This is a genomic window from Paracoccus sp. J39 (genome assembly GCF_000518925.1).
GTDB lineage: Bacteria > Pseudomonadota > Alphaproteobacteria > Rhodobacterales > Rhodobacteraceae > Paracoccus.
The window spans coordinates 159175-175717 of record NZ_JAEN01000006.1 but is presented as its reverse complement, the minus strand read 5'-3'; the positions used below and the strand labels follow the sequence as shown (position 1 = coordinate 175717).

The 16543-nt window shown below is 70.4% G+C and carries 13 protein-coding genes; 8 read left to right on the top strand and 5 right to left on the bottom strand.

Going from position 1 to position 16543, the window contains the following annotated elements; genetic code table 11:
- Positions 1–106: 106 nt before the first annotated feature.
- The 3 genes from L632_RS0108240 (at position 107) to L632_RS0108230 (ending at position 4059) form a co-directional block, all read left to right on the top strand.
- Positions 107–658, top strand: a complete 552-nt coding sequence (locus tag L632_RS0108240) for a helix-turn-helix domain-containing protein (protein ID WP_028713804.1) — start codon at positions 107–109, stop codon at positions 656–658.
- A 148-nt stretch (positions 659–806) separates the two neighbouring features.
- Positions 807–2450: a peptidoglycan-binding domain-containing protein gene (locus L632_RS0108235; protein WP_232215720.1), complete on the top strand. Its 1644-nt coding sequence runs from the start codon at positions 807–809 to the stop codon at positions 2448–2450.
- 151 nt (positions 2451–2601) lie between these two features.
- Entirely contained in the window at positions 2602–4059 is a 1458-nt protein-coding gene (locus L632_RS0108230; RefSeq protein WP_028713806.1) for a phospholipase D-like domain-containing protein, read from the top strand.
- 39 nt (positions 4060–4098) lie between these two features.
- Here the strand turns inward: L632_RS0108230 and L632_RS0108225 are convergent, their stop codons facing one another.
- From L632_RS0108225 to L632_RS0108215, 3 genes are all read right to left on the bottom strand, one after another.
- Complete coding sequence (locus L632_RS0108225; RefSeq protein ID WP_028713807.1) at positions 4099–5553, bottom strand: UdgX family uracil-DNA binding protein; 1455 nt, start codon at positions 5551–5553, stop codon at positions 4099–4101.
- Positions 5550–6749, bottom strand: a complete 1200-nt coding sequence (locus tag L632_RS0108220) for a putative DNA modification/repair radical SAM protein (protein WP_028713808.1) — start codon at positions 6747–6749, stop codon at positions 5550–5552. Before L632_RS0108220 ends, L632_RS0108225 begins: the two co-directional genes overlap by 4 nt.
- A gap of 64 nt (positions 6750–6813) precedes the next feature.
- Entirely contained in the window at positions 6814–7572 is a 759-nt protein-coding gene (locus tag L632_RS0108215) for an IclR family transcriptional regulator C-terminal domain-containing protein (RefSeq protein WP_028713809.1), read from the bottom strand.
- Between the two features lie 108 nt (positions 7573–7680).
- On the opposite strand from L632_RS0108215, the gene L632_RS0108210 reads away from it, so the two are divergent.
- The 4 genes from L632_RS0108210 (at position 7681) to L632_RS0108195 (ending at position 12510) form a co-directional block, all read left to right on the top strand.
- On the top strand, positions 7681–8430 hold the full coding sequence (locus tag L632_RS0108210; RefSeq protein WP_028713810.1) for a 3-oxoacid CoA-transferase subunit A: 750 nt from the start codon (positions 7681–7683) through the stop codon (positions 8428–8430).
- Complete coding sequence (locus tag L632_RS0108205; protein WP_028713811.1) at positions 8427–9098, top strand: 3-oxoacid CoA-transferase subunit B; 672 nt, start codon at positions 8427–8429, stop codon at positions 9096–9098. Before L632_RS0108210 ends, L632_RS0108205 begins: the two co-directional genes overlap by 4 nt.
- 1 nt (position 9099) lies before the next feature.
- The gene (gene pcaF, locus L632_RS0108200; protein ID WP_028716610.1) at positions 9100–10299 is read left to right on the top strand and encodes a 3-oxoadipyl-CoA thiolase; all 1200 of its coding nucleotides are present in this window, start codon (positions 9100–9102) and stop codon (positions 10297–10299) included.
- A 165-nt stretch (positions 10300–10464) separates the two neighbouring features.
- Positions 10465–12510: a catalase gene (locus L632_RS0108195; protein WP_028713813.1), complete on the top strand. Its 2046-nt coding sequence runs from the start codon at positions 10465–10467 to the stop codon at positions 12508–12510.
- Between the two features lie 134 nt (positions 12511–12644).
- Here L632_RS0108195 and L632_RS0108190 read toward each other — a convergent pair whose 3' ends face one another.
- A complete protein-coding gene (locus tag L632_RS0108190; RefSeq protein WP_028713814.1) occupies positions 12645–14204 on the bottom strand; it encodes a BCCT family transporter in 1560 nt (519 codons plus the stop codon).
- A 739-nt stretch (positions 14205–14943) separates the two neighbouring features.
- Here L632_RS0108190 and L632_RS0108185 point away from each other — a divergent pair.
- The gene (locus L632_RS0108185) at positions 14944–15150 is read left to right on the top strand and encodes a hypothetical protein (RefSeq protein WP_028713815.1); all 207 of its coding nucleotides are present in this window, start codon (positions 14944–14946) and stop codon (positions 15148–15150) included.
- A 178-nt stretch (positions 15151–15328) separates the two neighbouring features.
- On the opposite strand, the gene L632_RS0108180 is transcribed toward L632_RS0108185, so the two are convergent.
- The gene (locus L632_RS0108180; protein WP_028716609.1) at positions 15329–16540 is read right to left on the bottom strand and encodes an NAD(P)/FAD-dependent oxidoreductase; all 1212 of its coding nucleotides are present in this window, start codon (positions 16538–16540) and stop codon (positions 15329–15331) included.
- Between the last annotated feature and the right edge of the window lie 3 nt (positions 16541–16543).

Below are 16543 nucleotides of genomic sequence, written 5' to 3'. Positions count from 1 at the left end.
TCACGTCTGAATGAAATTTCAAGCATTGTTTTTCATTATGGTGATGCGGTGGGGTATCAGCATCATTTCTCTGGCCAAGGCGATGCCGTTGCTCTAGCACGGGGCCATGGACAGGATCGGTCAGGACATCAGGGCGCTGCGCAAGGCGCGCGGCATGACCATCGCGGAATGCGCCGGGCGGCTGGACCGCTCGGTCGGCTGGCTCAGCCAGGTCGAGCGCGGCGTGACCGCGCCCTCGGTCCAGGACCTGGGCCGGATCGCGCTGCTTTTCGATCTGAATATCAGCTTCTTCTTCCGCTCGGCCGCCCGCCAGCCCGAGGAGCAGGGGCTGATCGTGCGCGCCGCCGACCGCAGCCGCATCGGCTCGGCCGATACCGGGCTTTCCGAAGAGCTGCTCTCGCCCGGGCTGACCGGGGGGTTCGAGATGATCCGCTCGGTCTTCGCGCCCGGTTCGAAAAGCGAAGGCATCCGCCCCGCGCGCGAGAAAGAGGACGGTGGCGTGGTGATCTCGGGACGGCTGGTGCTGCAGATCGGCGGGCGGCGCTTTGCGCTTGGCCCCGGCGACAGCTTCCAGTTCAGGGGCGCGGCCTATGCCTGGGAAAATCCCGGCGACGAGCCCGCCGAGGTGATCTGGATCGTCTCGCCGCCGATCTACTGACCGGTCTTCTACTGACGGGCCTTTCGGCGATCCGTCGCCGAAGCCGCGGACCCTCGCGGCCATGTGTCCGGTCCCGGACTTGTGAGGCTGCGGGCGGGCCGCTAACCGGGAACGATACCGCCCCTGCGGCATTATGAGGGCATTGCCGATGAAGGAGAAAGCCATGCGCCACCTGTCGCTTCTTCTGGCCGCGCTGGTCGCGGCGGGACCGGCCCTGGCCGAAAATCGCGGCGTGGTGATCGCCAATGCCCGCTACCGGCACGCGCCGGAACTGGCCGATGCCGATGCCGGCGCCGCCTCGGACGCGATGAAGGCGGCGGGGTTCCGCACCGTGGCCGGCGCCGACCTGACGGTCAAGGACGTGCGGCAGGCGCTGGCCGATCTGCTGCGGCCCGACGACGACCCGGGGGCGCGGATCGTGCTGCTGAACGGCCATTTCCTGCATGGCGGCAGCGACAGCTGGTATATGGGCACTGATGCCGAGAAGCCCGATCTGGTCGGCGCCGGCGGGCAGGGCGTGCCGCTGTCCATGGTGCTGGACCTGATGAAGCAGGCGCGGCCGGGGGCGGTGCTGCTGCTCGGCCTGGACGAAAAGGGCATGGAACATGCCGCCGGGCTGGAAAACGGCATCGGCCCGCTGACCCCGCCGGAAGGGGTGACGGTGCTGTCGGGTCCGCCCGCGGCGACCAGCGCGGCGGCGGCGGCGCTGCTGCAGCCGGGCACCTCGGTCGCGGATCTGCTGCGCGCCGACGACCGGCTGGTCATGGCCGAGGGCGGCGATGCGGAGCTGGTGCTGGTGGCCGCCGAAGCCGGTGCCGGGACCGCCGAGGCCCCGGCCGATCCGCTGGAGGCCGACCGCGATCTGTGGGCCAAGGCGGCGGCCGAGGACACGGCGTCGGCCTATCGCGGCTATCTCGACCGCTATCCCAGCGGGATCTATTCGGCGGCCGCCAAGGCGCGGCTGGACGCGCTGGGGACGGCGCAGGCCGACCGCGACCTCTGGGCCGAGGCGGCGGCGGCCAATACCGCTGCGGCCTATGAGGACTATCTGGCCCGCTATCCCCGGGGGGAATTCGCCGAGGCGGCGCAGAACCGGCTGACCGAGCTGCGGCCGGCGCCTGCCCCCGCGCCCGCTCCGGTCCAGCCGCGCGAGCCCGAGATCCAGCAGCCGCGCCAAGCCGCGCCCGCGCGCCAGCCGTCGCAGGCCGAACTGGCCGAAAGCCGGCTGAACCTGTCGCGCGCCGACCGGGTGACGATCCAGCGCCGGCTGAACACGCTGGGCTATTCGACCGGCGGGGCGGACGGGGTCTTCGGCTCGCGCACCCGTTCGGCCATCCGCGGCTGGCAGCAACGCAACGGCTATGCGGTGACGGGCTACCTGACCTCGGCGCAGCTGGGCACGCTGCGGAGCCAGGCCAATGCGGCGGCGCCCAGCCGCGAGCAGCAGGACCGCGCCTATTGGCAGCAGACCGGCGCCAAGGGCGGGGTGCGCAACCTGCGCGCCTATCTGGACCGCTATCCGAACGGCATCTATGCCCAGAACGCGCGGCAGCGCCTGGCCGCGGCCGCGGCGAGGGGTGACGACGCGCCGCGCGGCGACCGCGAGGACCGCGCCTGGGCCCGGGCGCGGCAGCTCGATACCGTGCAGGGCTATACGCAATATCTGCAGAACTGGCCGCGCGGCGAACATGCCGAGCAGGCCCGCCAGCGCCGCAACCGGCTGATCAACCAGGGCCAGCTGGGCAATGGCGTGATCGGGCTGGACACGATCCTCCGCGAGCTGGTGAAATAGCCCGCCGCTTCTTTGCCCGCCGGGATGCGCATGACCCGGCGGGACCGGCCGGGTTCTTTGCGCCGGGTACGATTTTCGTCCCGGTCCGGGGAACCGCAGCGGCGGGCAGAGGTTGCGTGGCGAAACAGTTCCTTGCGGAAACCGGATGGTGATGAGTCCCGAGACCCTGCTGCAACCCGGGCGGAACTGCTGGCGCGTCGCGCCGGCAGAGCGTTTCGCCTTTATCGTCGATGCCGCCGACTATTTCCTGACCGCCCGCCGGGCCATGCTCAAGGCGCGGCGCTCGATCATGCTGATCGGCTGGGATTTCGACGCAAGGATCGAGATGGGACAGGCCGGGGACGGCGGCCCCGCGCGGCTGGGCGACTTCATCCTCTGGCTGGCCGAGCGCAGCCCGGCGCTGGAAATCCGCCTGCTGCGCTGGGATACCGGCGCCGTCAAGGCGATGTTCCGCGGCAATACGCTCTGGACGATCCTGCGCTGGAAGGCGCATCCGCGCATCACCCTGCGGCTGGACGGCGCCCATCCGCCGGCCGGCTCGCATCACCAGAAGATCGTGGTGATCGACGATTGCCTGGCCTTTTGCGGCGGCATCGACATGACCGTCGAACGCTGGGACCGGCGCGAGCACCTGGACGACGACCCGCGCCGCATCGGGCCGGGCGGCCGCCCGCACGACCCCTGGCACGACGCCACCAGCGCCTTCGACGGAGAGGCGGCGCGCGCGATGGGGGATCTGGCCCGCGCGCGCTGGCGGGCCGCGACCGGCGAGACGCTGCCGGCCTGCGAGGATTGCCACGATTGCTGGCCGGAAGGATCGCGGCCGACCTTCACCGACATCCGCCTGGGCATCGCCCGCAGCATCCCGGCGATGGACGGGGTGGAGCCGGTGCACGAGATCGAGGCCGCCTATCTGGACCTGATCGCCGGGGCCGAGCGGATGATCTATGCCGAAAGCCAGTATTTCGCCTCGCGCCGGATCGCCCATGCCATCGCCCGCCGGCTGGCCGGCGAGAACCCGCCCGAGATCGTCATCGTCAACCCCCATACCGCCAACGGCTGGCTGGAGCCGCTGGCGATGGACACCGCCCGGGCGCGGCTGGTCGAGGCCCTGCGCCGGATCGACAGCCGGGGCCGTCTGCGCATCTATCATCCGCAGACCCGGGGCGGGGCGGGGATCTATGTCCATGCCAAGGTCATGGTGGTGGACGACCGGGTGCTGCGGGTCGGCTCGTCGAATTTCAACAACCGCTCGATGCGGCTGGATACCGAATGCGACGTGATCCTGTCGGCCGACGAGCCGGGCAATGCCCATGCCGCTTCCCGGATCGCGGCGCTGCGCGACGACCTGCTGGCCGAGCATCTGGGCGTGAGCGCGGAGCAGGTGGCGGCGAAGCTTGCCGAGACCGGTTCGCTGATCGCCACGGTCGAGGCGCTGCGCGGGCCGGGCCGCAGCCTGGTTCCCTATCGCGTCCCCGAACTGACCGGCATCGAGGAATGGCTGGCCGAGAACGAGATCCTCGACCCGAACGGCCCCGAGGAGATATTCGAGAGCACCGCGAAACGCGGGCTGTTCAAGGGCTGGGGCCGGCTGCGCCGCCGGGCATAGCGGCGGTGCCGGTCGGGCGGGGCGGTCCCGGACCCTATGTCAGGCGGCTCCGGCCGCGCCGCTGATCCGGAAGGCGGCGGCCAGGTCGGCGGCCAGCTGCCGCCGGGCCTGCGCCTGCCGGGCGGGATCGGGCAGGCGCAGGATATGGGCGGGATGCCAGGTGACCAGCACCGGCCCGCCATGCAGGCCCGTCTCGACCCCGCCCCGCCGGGCGGCGAGCGCGCCGTCCCGTTCCGTCAGCGCATAGGCCGCCGAGGCGCCGAGGGCCAGCACCGCGCCGGGGCGGATCAGGCCCAGCTCCTGACCCAGCCACCAGCGGCAATGCCGGATCTCCTGCCGGTCGGGATTGCGGTGCAGGCGCCGCTTGCCGCGCGGCGCGAACTTGAAATGCTTCACCGCATTGGTCAGCCAGACCTGCGCCGGGTCCACCCCGGCTTCGGCCATGACCGCGCGCAAGAGCTGGCCCGCAGGCCCGACGAAGGGGCGGCCCTCCAGATCCTCGCGGTCGCCGGGCTGCTCGCCCACGATCATCAGCCGGGCATCGGGCGCGCCCTCGCCCCAGACGGTCTGCGTCGCCGCCTCGCACAGCCCGCAGCGGCGGCACTGACGCGCGCCGGCGCGGGCCTCGTTCAGCGTTTCGGGCAGCATTTCGGGCTGGTCGGGCAGCCGGGACAGGCCGGCGCGGTAGCGGGCGGAAACGGCGGCGGCGCCGGGCCGGGGCAAGGTGGCCCCGGCCTGACGCATCCGCTCGACCCGCGCGCCGGCATCCTTCAGCATGGCGGGGATCAGCCGGGTCTCGGGCAGGTTCTTCCAGTATTTCCTGGGCATATGCGACCGCATCGCGTCCAGCTTGACCCGCGCCGGGTTAAAGATATTCGCGAAATAGGTCGCCCAAAGCGCCTCGGCGCCATCCTCGGGCAGGTCGGGCCTGATGCCGCCGGGGCCGAAGCCGAGCCGTCCGTCGCGGAAACGGGCGGTCAGGCGCGGTGTCGCGATCACCCAGTCCATGTCGGCGAAACGCTCGGCGAAGAAGCGGCTGCCGGGCTCCAGCGTGTTGTGCCCGGGTTCGAACCATGCGGCGAAGCGGCGGCGCGAACCCTCGGCCGGGAGCTCGCGGAAACGCAGGAAGGCATGCATCTTGTGGATGTCGCGCTCGACCGATTTCGCCATCAGGGCCAGCCGCCGGCCCAGGGGATCGGCCTGCGACAGCGGATCGCCCTGCCGGCGGTCGATGCGCCACAGCGCCTGATAAAGCAGCCCGAAGCGCGCCGGCGCGGAATGCCAGATCACCGACCGGGCCAGCGCCATGAAGGCCGGCGGCACCCGGGCGCGATGGCTGCCCGGGGCCGGGGGCAGGGGACCGGCCGCGAAAAGCCCGGCAGCTGCCTCCCAGTCGATGGCTTCGGGCGGGATGCGATGCGAGATCGCGACGCGCGCGGCGTCGTGCCAGGCCTCGAAGGTGCCGCATTCGGGCAGGGGGGCGGCGTAGTTCACAGCAGGCGCAGCTGCTCGGCCGGCGGGGCGAAGCGGGCGCGCAGGCCGGCGCTGTCGGTCAGCTTGCCGGGCGACCAGCCGGGCAGGGTGATGAAGGGCTGCGCTTTCTTCATCGCCGCGCCCATGCGGGCCAGGTCCTCGTATCGCAGCGCACGGTTTGCGCGCGCGGCGATGATCCGCTCGACGGTGCGGCTGCCGAAGCCCGGAACCCGCAGCAGCATGTCCCGGCTGGCGCGGTTCACCTCCAGCGGGAACAGCCCGCGATGGCGCAGCGCCCAGGCGAGCTTCGGGTCCAGGTCCAGATCCAGATGGCCGGCCGTCGCGCCGGCCGCGATCTCTTCGGCGGTGAAGCCGTAGAAGCGCAGAAGCCAGTCCGCCTGATAAAGCCGATGCTCGCGCAGAAGCGGCGGCCGGACCAGCGGCAGCGCCGCCGAGGCGTCGGGGATCGGCGAGAAGGCCGAGTAATAGACCCGCCGCAGCCCGTAGCCCGCATAAAGCCGGCTGGCGCTGTTCAGGATCGTCACGTCGTCCGCGCCGTCCGCGCCGACGATCATCTGCGTGCTCTGCCCGGCCGGGGCAAAGGCCGGGGCCGGGCGGCCGCTGTGGCTTTTCTCCTGCGCGGCCTCGCTTTCCAGCCGCACCTGCGCCATGGCGTTGCGGATGGTTTCGGGGCGCTTCTCGGGGGCGAGCTTGCGCAGGCTGACATCCTGCGGCAGCTCGACATTGATCGACAGCCGGTCGGCCCAGAGCCCGGCCTCGCGGATCAGGTCGGGCGCGGCGTCGGGAATGGTCTTCAGGTGGATATAGCCGCGAAAGCCGTGCCCCTCGCGCAGGGTCCGGGCGATGCGCACCATCTCGGCCATGGTCTGGTCGGGCGAGCGGATGATCCCCGAGGAGAGAAACAGCCCCTCGATATGGTTGCGCCGATAGAATTCCAGCGTCAGCGTGACGACCTCTTCGACGGAAAAGCGCGCCCGCTCGACATTGGACGACACGCGGTTGACGCAATAGGCGCAGTCGAAGATGCAGAAATTGGTCATCAGGATCTTCAGCAGCGAGATGCAGCGCCCGTCCGGCGTATAGGCGTGGCAGATTCCCGAAGACCCGTCCCGGCCGCCGCCCGACGCGCAGGAGGCGTCGTATTTCGCCGCATCCGCAAGGATGGCGAGCTTGTCCTGAAGAGTCGTCCTTGTCATGCGGGCAAGTTAGATGTTCACGGAATGTTCGTCAATTCGCCAAGCCGCCCCCGTCGCCCCGGCCTCAGCGCAGCACCCGGCGCAGCCCCTCCTGCACCTTCAGGAGCGCGGGCAGGTAAAGCGCCGCCAGCTCGCCGGCCGAGGATTGCACCGCCGCCACGCCGGTGTTCAGCGCCGCCACCACCCGGCCATGCGCGTTGTAAAGCGGCACGGCAAGCGAGCGCAGGCCCAACTCAACCTCCTGGTCGATCACCGCATGGCCCTCGGCGCGGGCCTGCCGGATGCGCGCCATGATCTCGTCCGGCGCGGTCAGGCTGTGCGGGGTGCGCGGCGTCAGGTCGGACCGCTCGACGATGGCGCGCGCCTCGGGCTCGGGCAGGGCGGCCAGCAGCACCCGGCCCATCGAGGTGCAATGCGCCGGCAGCCGCGAACCCGGCATCAGCCCGATGGACATCACCCGCCTTTGCGCCGCCCGCGCCAGATAGACGATCTCGGTCCCGTCGAGGATCGAGACCGAGGTGGATTGCCCGATCTGCTCGGACAGCTGGTCCAGCCAGGGCTGCACCAATTGCGCCAGCGGCAGCGCCGCCAGCGCCCCCATGCCCAGCCGCAGGACGCGCGGCGTCAGGGTGAAGAACTTGCCGTCGTAATCGGCATAGCCCAGCTCGTGCAGGGTCAGCAGGCAGCGCCGCGCCGTCGCCCGGTCCAGCCCCGTCGCCTCGGCCACCTCGGCGATGGAAAGCCGGGGACGTTCCGCCCGGAACGCCTCGATCACGCCAAGCCCCTTGGCCAGCGAGGCGATGAAATCGGTCTTGTTCACCATGCGCACAGATTTTTACGCAGTTTGAACAAATGTCAACATACGCACGAAATCTCTGGCATCACGACGGCCATGCGCGCATGACATCCCCGGAACCCGCAGGAGGAGGTCATGGACAAACGCATCCCCAATCTGGCCGAGGCGGTCGCCGGCATTCCGGACGGTGCGACGGTGATGATCGGCGGCTTCGGCGGCTCGGGCGCGCCGATCGAGCTGATCCACGCGCTGATCGACCGCTATCTGGCCACCGGCAGCCCCGGCAACCTGACCGTCATCAACAACAACGCCGGCAACGGCCATGTCGGCATCGCCGCGATGATCGAGCAGGGCATGGTCCGCAAGATGGTCTGTTCCTTCCCGCGCTCGGCCGATCCGCGGGTCTTTACCGACAAGTATCTGGCCGGAGAGATCGAGCTGGAACTGGTCCCGCAGGGCACGCTGGCCGAGCGCATCCGTGCCGGCGGCGCCGGCATCCCGGCCTTCTATACGCCGACGAGCTACGGCACCGATCTGGCGAAGGGCAAGCCGGTCGCCGAGTTCGACGGCCGGCCCTATGTGCAGGAACGCTGGCTCAAGGCCGATTTCGCGCTGATCAAGGCCGAGCTGGGCGACCATTACGGCAACCTGACCTATCGCATGGCGGCGCGGAACTTCTCGCCCCTGATGGCGATGGCGGCGGCGCGCACCGTCGCGCAGGTGACGCAAGCGGTCGCGCCGGGCGGCATCGACCCCGAGCATGTGGTGACGCCGGGCATCTTCGTCTCCGGCATCGTCGAGGTCGCCAACCCGGCGCAGGAAGAGGCGCTGAACCGCGCCGATGCGGCCCATCCCCCCGTCCGTCCCCAGGAGGTGCAGGCATGACCACGAAGCTTTCCAACGCCCAGATCGCCTGGCGCGCGGCGCAGGACATCGCCGACGGCGCCTATGTGAACCTGGGCATCGGCTTTCCCGAGATGGTCGCCAAGTTCCAGCCCCCCGGCCGTCAGGCGGTGTTCCATACCGAGAACGGCGTGCTGGGCTTTGGCGAGGCCCCGCCGGCGGGCGAGGAGGACTGGGATCTGATCAATGCCGGCAAGAAGGCGATCACGCTGAAGCCGGGCGCGGCCTTCTTCCACCATGCCGACAGCTTTGCCATGGTGCGCGGCGGGCATCTGGATGTGGCGATCCTCGGCGCCTATCAGGTGGCGCAGAACGGCGACCTGGCGAACTGGTCCACCGGGCCGAAGGGCGTGCCGGCGGTGGGCGGCGCGATGGATCTGGTGCATGGTGCCAAGCGCGTCGCCGTCATCACCGATCACGTCACCAAGGACGGCAAGCCGAAGCTGCTGGAGGCCTGCACCCTGCCGCTGACCGGCGTGGGCTGCGTGACCCGGGTCTATACCTCGCTCGCCGTGGTGGACATCGAAGGCGGCCGTTTCGTGCTGCGCGAGAAGCTGGTCACGATTTCCCTTGACGACCTGCAAGCCGTGACCGGCGCGCGGCTGCATCTGGACGGAGCGGTCGGCGACCTGATCGCACCGGAGCTGTGACATGACCGAAGTTTTCCTCTGCGACTATATCCGCACGCCCATCGGCCGCTTCGGCGGCGCGCTGTCCCCGGTGCGGGCCGACGACCTGGGCGCCATCCCGCTGCGCGCGCTGATGGCGCGGCATGCCGGGCTCGACTGGCAGGCGGTCGACGACGTGATCTATGGCTGTGCCAATCAGGCCGGCGAGGACAACCGCAACGTCGCCCGCATGTCCTTGCTGCTCGCCGGCCTGCCGCTGGAAGTGCCGGGCACCACCATCAACCGGCTTTGCGGCTCGGGCATGGACGCGGTGCTGGTCGCCGCGCGCCAGATCGCCGCGGGCGAGGCCGGGCTGATGATCGCCGGCGGCGTCGAGTCGATGTCGCGCGCGCCCTTCGTGCTGCCCAAGGCCGAGACTGCCTTTTCCCGCCATGCCGAGATCCACGACACCACCATCGGCTGGCGCTTCGTGAATCCGGCCATGCAGGCGGCCTATGGCACCGACTCGATGCCGCAGACCGGCCAGAACGTCGCCGACGATTACGGCATCTCGCGCGAGGCGCAGGATGCCATGGCGCTGGCCTCGCAGCAGAAGGCGGCGGCGGCGATCGCCAGCGGCCGGCTGGCGCAGGAAATCACCCCGGTGACGATCCCGCAGCGCAAGGGCGAGCCCATCGTGGTCGATACCGACGAGCATCCCCGCGCCACCACGGCCGAGGCGCTGGCCAAGCTGCGGCCGCTGTTTCCGAACGGCTCGGTCACGGCGGGCAATGCCTCGGGGGTGAACGACGGGGCGGCGGCGCTGATCCTGGCCTCGGAGGCGGCGGCCCGGAAGCACGGCCTGACGCCCATCGCCCGGGTGCTGGGCGGGGCGACGGCCGGCGTGCCGCCGCGCATCATGGGCATCGGCCCGGCGCCGGCGTCGCAGAAGCTGATGGCGCGGCTGGGCCTGATCCCGGCCGATTTCGACGTGATCGAGCTGAACGAAGCCTTCGCCGCGCAGGGTATCGCCACGCTGCGCCAGCTGGGCATCGCCGAGGACGACCCACGGGTGAACCCGAACGGCGGTGCCATCGCGCTGGGGCATCCGCTGGGCATGTCGGGCGCCCGCATCACCGGCACGGCGGCGCTGGAACTGGCCCGGACCGGCGGGCGGCGCTCGCTCTCGACCATGTGCATCGGCGTCGGCCAGGGCATCGCCGTGGCGCTGGAGAGGGTCTAGGCGCGCTCCCTCCGAAACCGCCGGATGCCGCGAAAGCCCAAGGATCCCGTGGCGTGCCGATGCGGGCTGCATGGAACCCGCGCCCTGCCGTGACGTTGGCCCCCCGAGCCCGCGGCGGGCGGCCCAGCCTTCCCGCCGCCCCCACCTCGGAAGAAGGCAGGAAAGATGGCACGCTCTTACCAGACGGAACGCGGCAATGCCGGCGAAACGCAGCAGCGCGGCGGCGAGACGCTGACCACCAATCACGGCATCCCGATCTCGGACAACCAGAACAGCCTGCGCGCGGGCCATCGCGGCCCGACGCTGCTGGAGGATTTCCTGCTGCGGGAAAAAATCTTCCACTTCGACCACGAGCGCATCCCCGAGCGCATCGTGCATGCCCGCGGCTCGGCGGCGCATGGCTATTTCGAATGCACCGACCCGATCCCCGAGCTGACCCGCGCCGGCCTCTTCGCCGAGAAGGGCAAGAAGACCCCGGTCTTCGTCCGCTTCTCGACCGTCGCGGGCGGCGCGGGCTCGGTCGATACGCCGCGCGACGTGCGCGGCTTTGCGGTGAAGTTCTATACCGAAGCCGGCAACTGGGATCTGGTCGGCAACAACATCCCGGTTTTCTTCATCCAGGACGCGATCAAGTTTCCGGACCTGGTGCATGCGGTCAAGATGGAGGCCGACCGCGGCTATCCGCAGGCCGCGACCGCGCATGCCACCTTCTGGGATTTCGTCTCGCTGATGCCGGAAAGCCTGCATATGGTGATGTGGGCGATGTCCGACCGCGCCATCCCGCGCAGCTACCGGATGATGCAGGGCTTCGGCGTGCACAGCTTCAAGCTGGTCAACGAAAAGGGCGAGGAGCATTTCGTCAAGTTCCACTGGCGTCCGCGGCTGGGCATGCAGTCGCTGGTCTGGGACGAAAGCGCCAAGCTGCAGGGCGCCGACAACGATTATCACCGCCGCGACCTCTACGAGGCGATCGCCGCGGGCGATCACCCCGAATGGGATCTGGGCCTGCAGATCTTCGACCAGGCGCTGGCCGACAGCCTGCCCTATGACGTGCTGGACGCCACCAAGATCATCCCCGAAGAGATCGTGCCGCTGCGGGTGGTCGGCCGGCTGGTGCTGGATCGCAACCCGGACAATTTCTTCGCCGAGACCGAGCAGGTCGCCTTCCTGCCCTCGAACATCGTGCCGGGCATCGAGTTCAGCGACGATCCGCTGCTGCAGGGCCGGCTGTTTTCCTATCTCGACACGCAGAAATCCCGGCTGGGCACGACGAATTTCCACCAGATCCCGGTGAATGCGCCGAAATGCCCCTATGCCAACATGATGCGCGACGGGATGATGCAGACCCGGGTGCCCAGCGGCCGCGCCAATTACGAGCCGAACAGCCTGGACGAGGCCGGCGAGGACCCCGGCCCCCGCGCCAGCGCCGAGGGCTTCGCCACCGCCCCGGCCGGGGTGCAGGGCGACAAGCTGCGCATCCGGGCCGAGAGCTTCGGCGACCATTACAGCCAGCCGCGGCTGTTCTGGCGCTCGCAGACCGAGAACGAGCAGGCGCATATCGCCTCGGCCCTGGTCTTCGAGTTGTCCAAGGTGGAGCTGGAGCATGTGCGGCGGCGCGTCGTCAGCCAGCTGCGCAACATCGATGAAGTGCTGGCGGAACGGGTGGCCAAGGGGCTGGGAATGGCGCTGCCGGAGGCCGCCAAGCCCTTCCGCGCGCCGCTGGACCTCGACCCCTCGGATGCGCTGTCGATCCAGAAGAACTGGAACGAGACCCTCAAGGGCCGCAAGGTCGGCCTGCTTTTCGACGAAGGCTCGGACAAGGACGGGATCGACGGGCTGATCGCCGCGATCCGGGCCGAGGGCGGCAGCGTCTTCACCATCGCCCCCAAGCTGGGCCCGCTGAAGCTGCAGGGCGGCGAGATGCAGGCGGACGGCCAGCTCGCCGGCTCGCCCTCGGTGCTGTTCGATGCCGTTGGGATGATCCTGGCGCCCGAGGCGGCGCAGAAGCTGGCCCGCGATGCCGCGGCCATCGGCTTCGTCATGGACGCCTATGCCCATCTGAAGGCCATCGGGCATTGCAAGGGATCGCAGGTCATCCTGGACCGCGCCGGAATCGCGCCGGACGAGGGCGTCGTGCCCTATGACCGGCTGCCCGAGACCGCGAAGCGCCGCTATTGGGCGCGCGAGGCGACGCTGCGCGACCTGGCCTGACCTTGCCGGTGCTCGCCCCCTCTACCAGAAGGGCGAGGGGGCGGGGGCGCCCCCCACCGTCCGCCGACGGAACGGGTGCGGCCGGGGCCGGGGCGACGGCACCGGCGCCCTGGCGGGGGCAGGCGCGGGGCCGGTCAGGGATGGTCCTTGATGCCGCCGGTATGGGGGTCGATCTCCTCGAAATGGCCATGGACCTCGATATCGTCCAGCAGCCCCTTCCACAGCGAGGCGCAAAGCCCCACCATCACCACCAGGAACGGCGCCGCCGCGATGATCGAGGCGGTCTGCAGCCCGTTCAGCCCGCCCATCACCAAAAGCACCGAGGCCGAGGCGCCCGCCAGCAGGCCCCAGAGCACCACCACGCCCGCGCGCGGATGCGTCGTGCCGTAGGAGGACAGCATCCCCATCACCACCGAGGCCGCATCCGCCCCCGAGACGAAGAAGATCGCCACCAGGAACATCGCCACGGTCGAGGTCAGCCCCGCCAGCGGATATTGTTCGAGCAGCGCGAACAGCGACACCGCCTCGCCCTGCCGCGCGACGGCCTCGACCAGCCCGCCGGCGCCGGCAAGCTCGGAAAACAGCGCGCTGCCGCCCATGACCGAGAACCAGATGAAGGTCACGGCGCTGGGGATCATCAGCACGCCCACGACGAATTCCCGGATGGTGCGCCCGCGCGAGATGCGGGCGATGAACACGCCGACGAAAGGCGCCCAGGAAATCCACCAGGCCCAGTAGAAGATCGTCCAGCTGGCCAGCCATTTGCTGTCGCTGAAGGCCGAGGTGCGGAAGGACATCGACACCAGGTCGCCGAAGTAATAGCCCATCGCCTCGATCAGCGTGTCGAGGATGAAGACGGTCGGGCCCAGCAGCGCCAGGAACAGCAGCAGCAGCACGGCGACGACCATGTTGATGTTGCTGAGGAACTGGATGCCCCGGCCCACGCCCGACACCGCCGACAGGATGAACAGCACCGAGAGTGCGGAGATGATGGCCAGCGCGATGGTCGCCGATTCCCCGGTCTGCCACAGGTAGTTCAGGCCGCTGTTGATCTGCTGCGCACCCAGTCCCAGCGAGGTCGCGGTGCCGAACAGCGTGGCGATGATCGCCAGCACGTCGATGGTGCGCCCGATGGGTCCGTGAACGCGGTCGCCCAAGAGCGGGTGGAAGGCGCTTGAGACCAGCATCGGCAGGTCGCGGCGATAGCTGAAATAGGCCATCGCCAGCCCGGCCATGGCATAGATCGCCCAGGGATGCAGCGCCCAGTGGAAATAGGCGTATTGCATCGCCAGCAGCGCCGCGTCGCGCGACCCGGGCTCGGCCAGGCCGTGCGGCGGGGTGCCGTAATGGCTGATCGGTTCGGCCACGCCCCAGAACATCAGCCCGATCCCCATGCCGACGCTGAACATCATGCAGATCCAGGACCGGGTCGAGAATTCCGGGCTTTCGTCGTCATGGCCCAGCTTGATCCTGCCGAAGCGGCTGAAGGCCAGAAACAGGGCGAATGCCAGGAAGAACGCCGTCGAGATGACGAAGCTCCATCCGAAGACCCGGATGATCCAGTTCAGCGCGGCGGTGGCGCGGGCGGCCAGGCTGTCCGGCGCCAGGACGCCCCACATCACGAAGCCCCCCGCAATGGCGATGGCGGGCCAGAAGACGCCGGGGTTGATGCCCCTTTCGGGCCTTGTCTGCATATGCGATCTCCTCCGCAGTCTCCTCCAGGACGCGCCGGGGCTGCGGCCGTTTCGGCCGCTGTCCCGGGGCGATGGGCCCGCGCGTCACGGGCCGCAGGGCGATGCCCGCGGCCGCCGGCCGGATGCGGCCCCATGCTTGCCGGTCGCCGGCGCCCCGCGCATCGGCATCCCGCACGGCTTGCCGGCCGGGGCGCGTGCCTTCGGACCCGAGGATGGGACATCCGCCCCCGGGCAAAGCGCACTCAACCGACATGTTGCGCGGCAAAAGCGTCCTCGGGCCGCGTGGCTGCGCGCCGCCCCCGGCCAGCCCTGCGCCGGGGCAGACGAGGCGGGGGTCGCCGCCCCTCCGGTCGGATCGCCCCGGGCGCGGCCCATGCCTGCCAGCCGCGAATCATGGCGCGTGCCGGAGCAGGACCGGGGGCCGCTTCCTTGTCCCCGGCTACAACTTCGGATTGATCCCCGCGCCGGTTCGATGCGCGTCCGGGGGTTTGCCGGCCGCCGGAATTGCGGCATTGGCCCGCATCCCGCCGCCCCGGCAACAACTTCATACAAAAATCCGCGTGCGCCGGGCCGAATGTGAGGCATCCTGTTTTCAGGACGGACAGGACGCGACCATGACCAGCACGACCCTTGCCGCGGACGGGCGGCACAGAACGCCCTGCGCGCCGCGGGCCGGGGCGGCCGATCCCGGCACCGGCCGGCCGGCCGCGGCGGCGGCATGTCGGGAGGGGCGGCCCGGATGACGCTGGATCACGATCGCGACTGGCTGACGAGGCTGCTGGGCGGGCTGATCTGGTTCGTCATGTCGCTGGCGCTCGGCATCGAGATCGGCGCGCTGGTCGGCTGGGTCTTCGGCCAGGCCGAGCGGGGCGCCTGCATCGGCGCGGTGCTGCACGGCCTGTTCTGGCTATGGGTGCTCTGGGACGGCGCGAGCGCCCGCAAATGAAGCCGGGCACCCGCAGCACGGCCGGCCGGCTATGCCGGCAGCCGCGCGGCGGTTCACCGGCTTCACCGGCCGGCTGGGCCTGATCGGTGCTGCCCGGCCGCCCGACCCGGCCGGCGGCGCGGCGGTCATCCCGGATAAGCCGCGGCGGGAAACCCGGAACGGCCGCCCGCGCCAGGCGCTAGGCCGCGGCCTTCATCGCGGCGCGCAAGTCGAAGCCATGCGCCTCGAGCTGCGCGAGGGGGCAGCCGATCATCCGACGCGCGGCCATGTGGATGCCTGCTGCGTTCACCGTCTCGACCGCCGCCAGATGGCCGCCGCGAAACAGCAGCACCACGGGCGCGGCCTCGGGCTGCGGCAGGACGACGGTGCGGTCGGCACCCGTCAGCAGGCCGGCGATCTGCAGCTTGGCCTTGCCCTGATCGGACCAGAACCACGGGACCGCCGCATAGGGGGCGCTGGCCCCGCCGACCAGCCGGCGCGCGATGTGGCGGGCATGGTCGACCGCCGCCTGCACCGATTCCAGCCGCAGAGGCCGGCCCAGCGGTCCGGGAAAGGCCGCCACGTCGCCCAGGGCCGAGATCGCCGGATCCGCGGTCGCCAGCGTGGCATCGACAAGGATGCCGTTGGCGCAGGCCAGCCCTGCCGCCTCGGCCAGTTCGCTGTTGGGCCGCACGCCGGTCGCCATCAGCACCAGATCGCCGGAAACCTCGCGCCCGTCAGCCAGCACGACGCCCGAGGCCCGGCCGTCCGCGCCCGCCAGCACGCCGGCAACGGGCGCGTCCAGCAGAACCTGGCTGCCCATCTCGCGGTGCAGCGTCAGGAACCAGTCCGCCATCTCGGGCGACAGCGCCCGCGACATCAGCCGCGGCGCCGCCTCGACCACGGTGACAGCCACGCCGGCGGCGCGGGCCATGGCGGCGAATTCCAGCCCGATGAAGCCGCCGCCCACCACCACGGCGTGACGGGTCGCGGCCAGACGGCGGCGGATGCGTTCGGCATCGGCCAGACTGCGCAGCTCGACCACGCCCGGCGCATCGAGGCCCGGGATCGGCGGCGGGGCGTTCCGTGCCCCGGTGGCGATGACCAGATGGTCGTAGGGGTGGCGCGCGGCGTCCCCGGTCACCACCTCGCGCGCCGCGCGGTCGATCGCCGCCACGCGGACCCCGTCCCGCAGCACGATGGCCGAGCGTTCGTAGAAGCTTGCCGGTTTCAGCAGCAGCGCCGCGGCATTGCCGTTCGCCATATAGGCCTTGGAAAGCGGCGGGCGCTGATAGGGCAGGCCGGGTTCCTCGCCCAGCATCAGGATTTCGCCCTGGAATCCCTCCTGGCGCAGGCTGGCGGCCATCTGCTGGCCGCCCTGTCCGGTGCCGATGATGACGATGCGCTGCATGGC

Bases quoted from the DNA above. Each gene is read 5' to 3' on its own strand.
- L632_RS0108240 (WP_028713804.1), top strand. From the start codon at position 107: ATGGACAGGATCGGTCAGGACATCAGGGCGCTGCGCAAGGCGCGCGGC.
- L632_RS0108235 (WP_232215720.1), top strand. From the start codon at position 807: ATGAAGGAGAAAGCCATGCGCCACCTGTCGCTTCTTCTGGCCGCGCTG.
- L632_RS0108230 (WP_028713806.1), top strand. From the start codon at position 2,602: ATGAGTCCCGAGACCCTGCTGCAACCCGGGCGGAACTGCTGGCGCGTC.
- L632_RS0108220 (WP_028713808.1), bottom strand. From the start codon at position 6,749: ATGACAAGGACGACTCTTCAGGACAAGCTCGCCATCCTTGCGGATGCG.
- L632_RS0108215 (WP_028713809.1), bottom strand. From the start codon at position 7,572: ATGGTGAACAAGACCGATTTCATCGCCTCGCTGGCCAAGGGGCTTGGC.
- L632_RS0108210 (WP_028713810.1), top strand. From the start codon at position 7,681: ATGGACAAACGCATCCCCAATCTGGCCGAGGCGGTCGCCGGCATTCCG.
- L632_RS0108205 (WP_028713811.1), top strand. From the start codon at position 8,427: ATGACCACGAAGCTTTCCAACGCCCAGATCGCCTGGCGCGCGGCGCAG.
- pcaF (WP_028716610.1), top strand. From the start codon at position 9,100: ATGACCGAAGTTTTCCTCTGCGACTATATCCGCACGCCCATCGGCCGC.
- L632_RS0108195 (WP_028713813.1), top strand. From the start codon at position 10,465: ATGGCACGCTCTTACCAGACGGAACGCGGCAATGCCGGCGAAACGCAG.
- L632_RS0108190 (WP_028713814.1), bottom strand. From the start codon at position 14,204: ATGCAGACAAGGCCCGAAAGGGGCATCAACCCCGGCGTCTTCTGGCCC.
- L632_RS0108185 (WP_028713815.1), top strand. From the start codon at position 14,944: ATGACGCTGGATCACGATCGCGACTGGCTGACGAGGCTGCTGGGCGGG.
- L632_RS0108180 (WP_028716609.1), bottom strand. From the start codon at position 16,540: ATGCAGCGCATCGTCATCATCGGCACCGGACAGGGCGGCCAGCAGATG.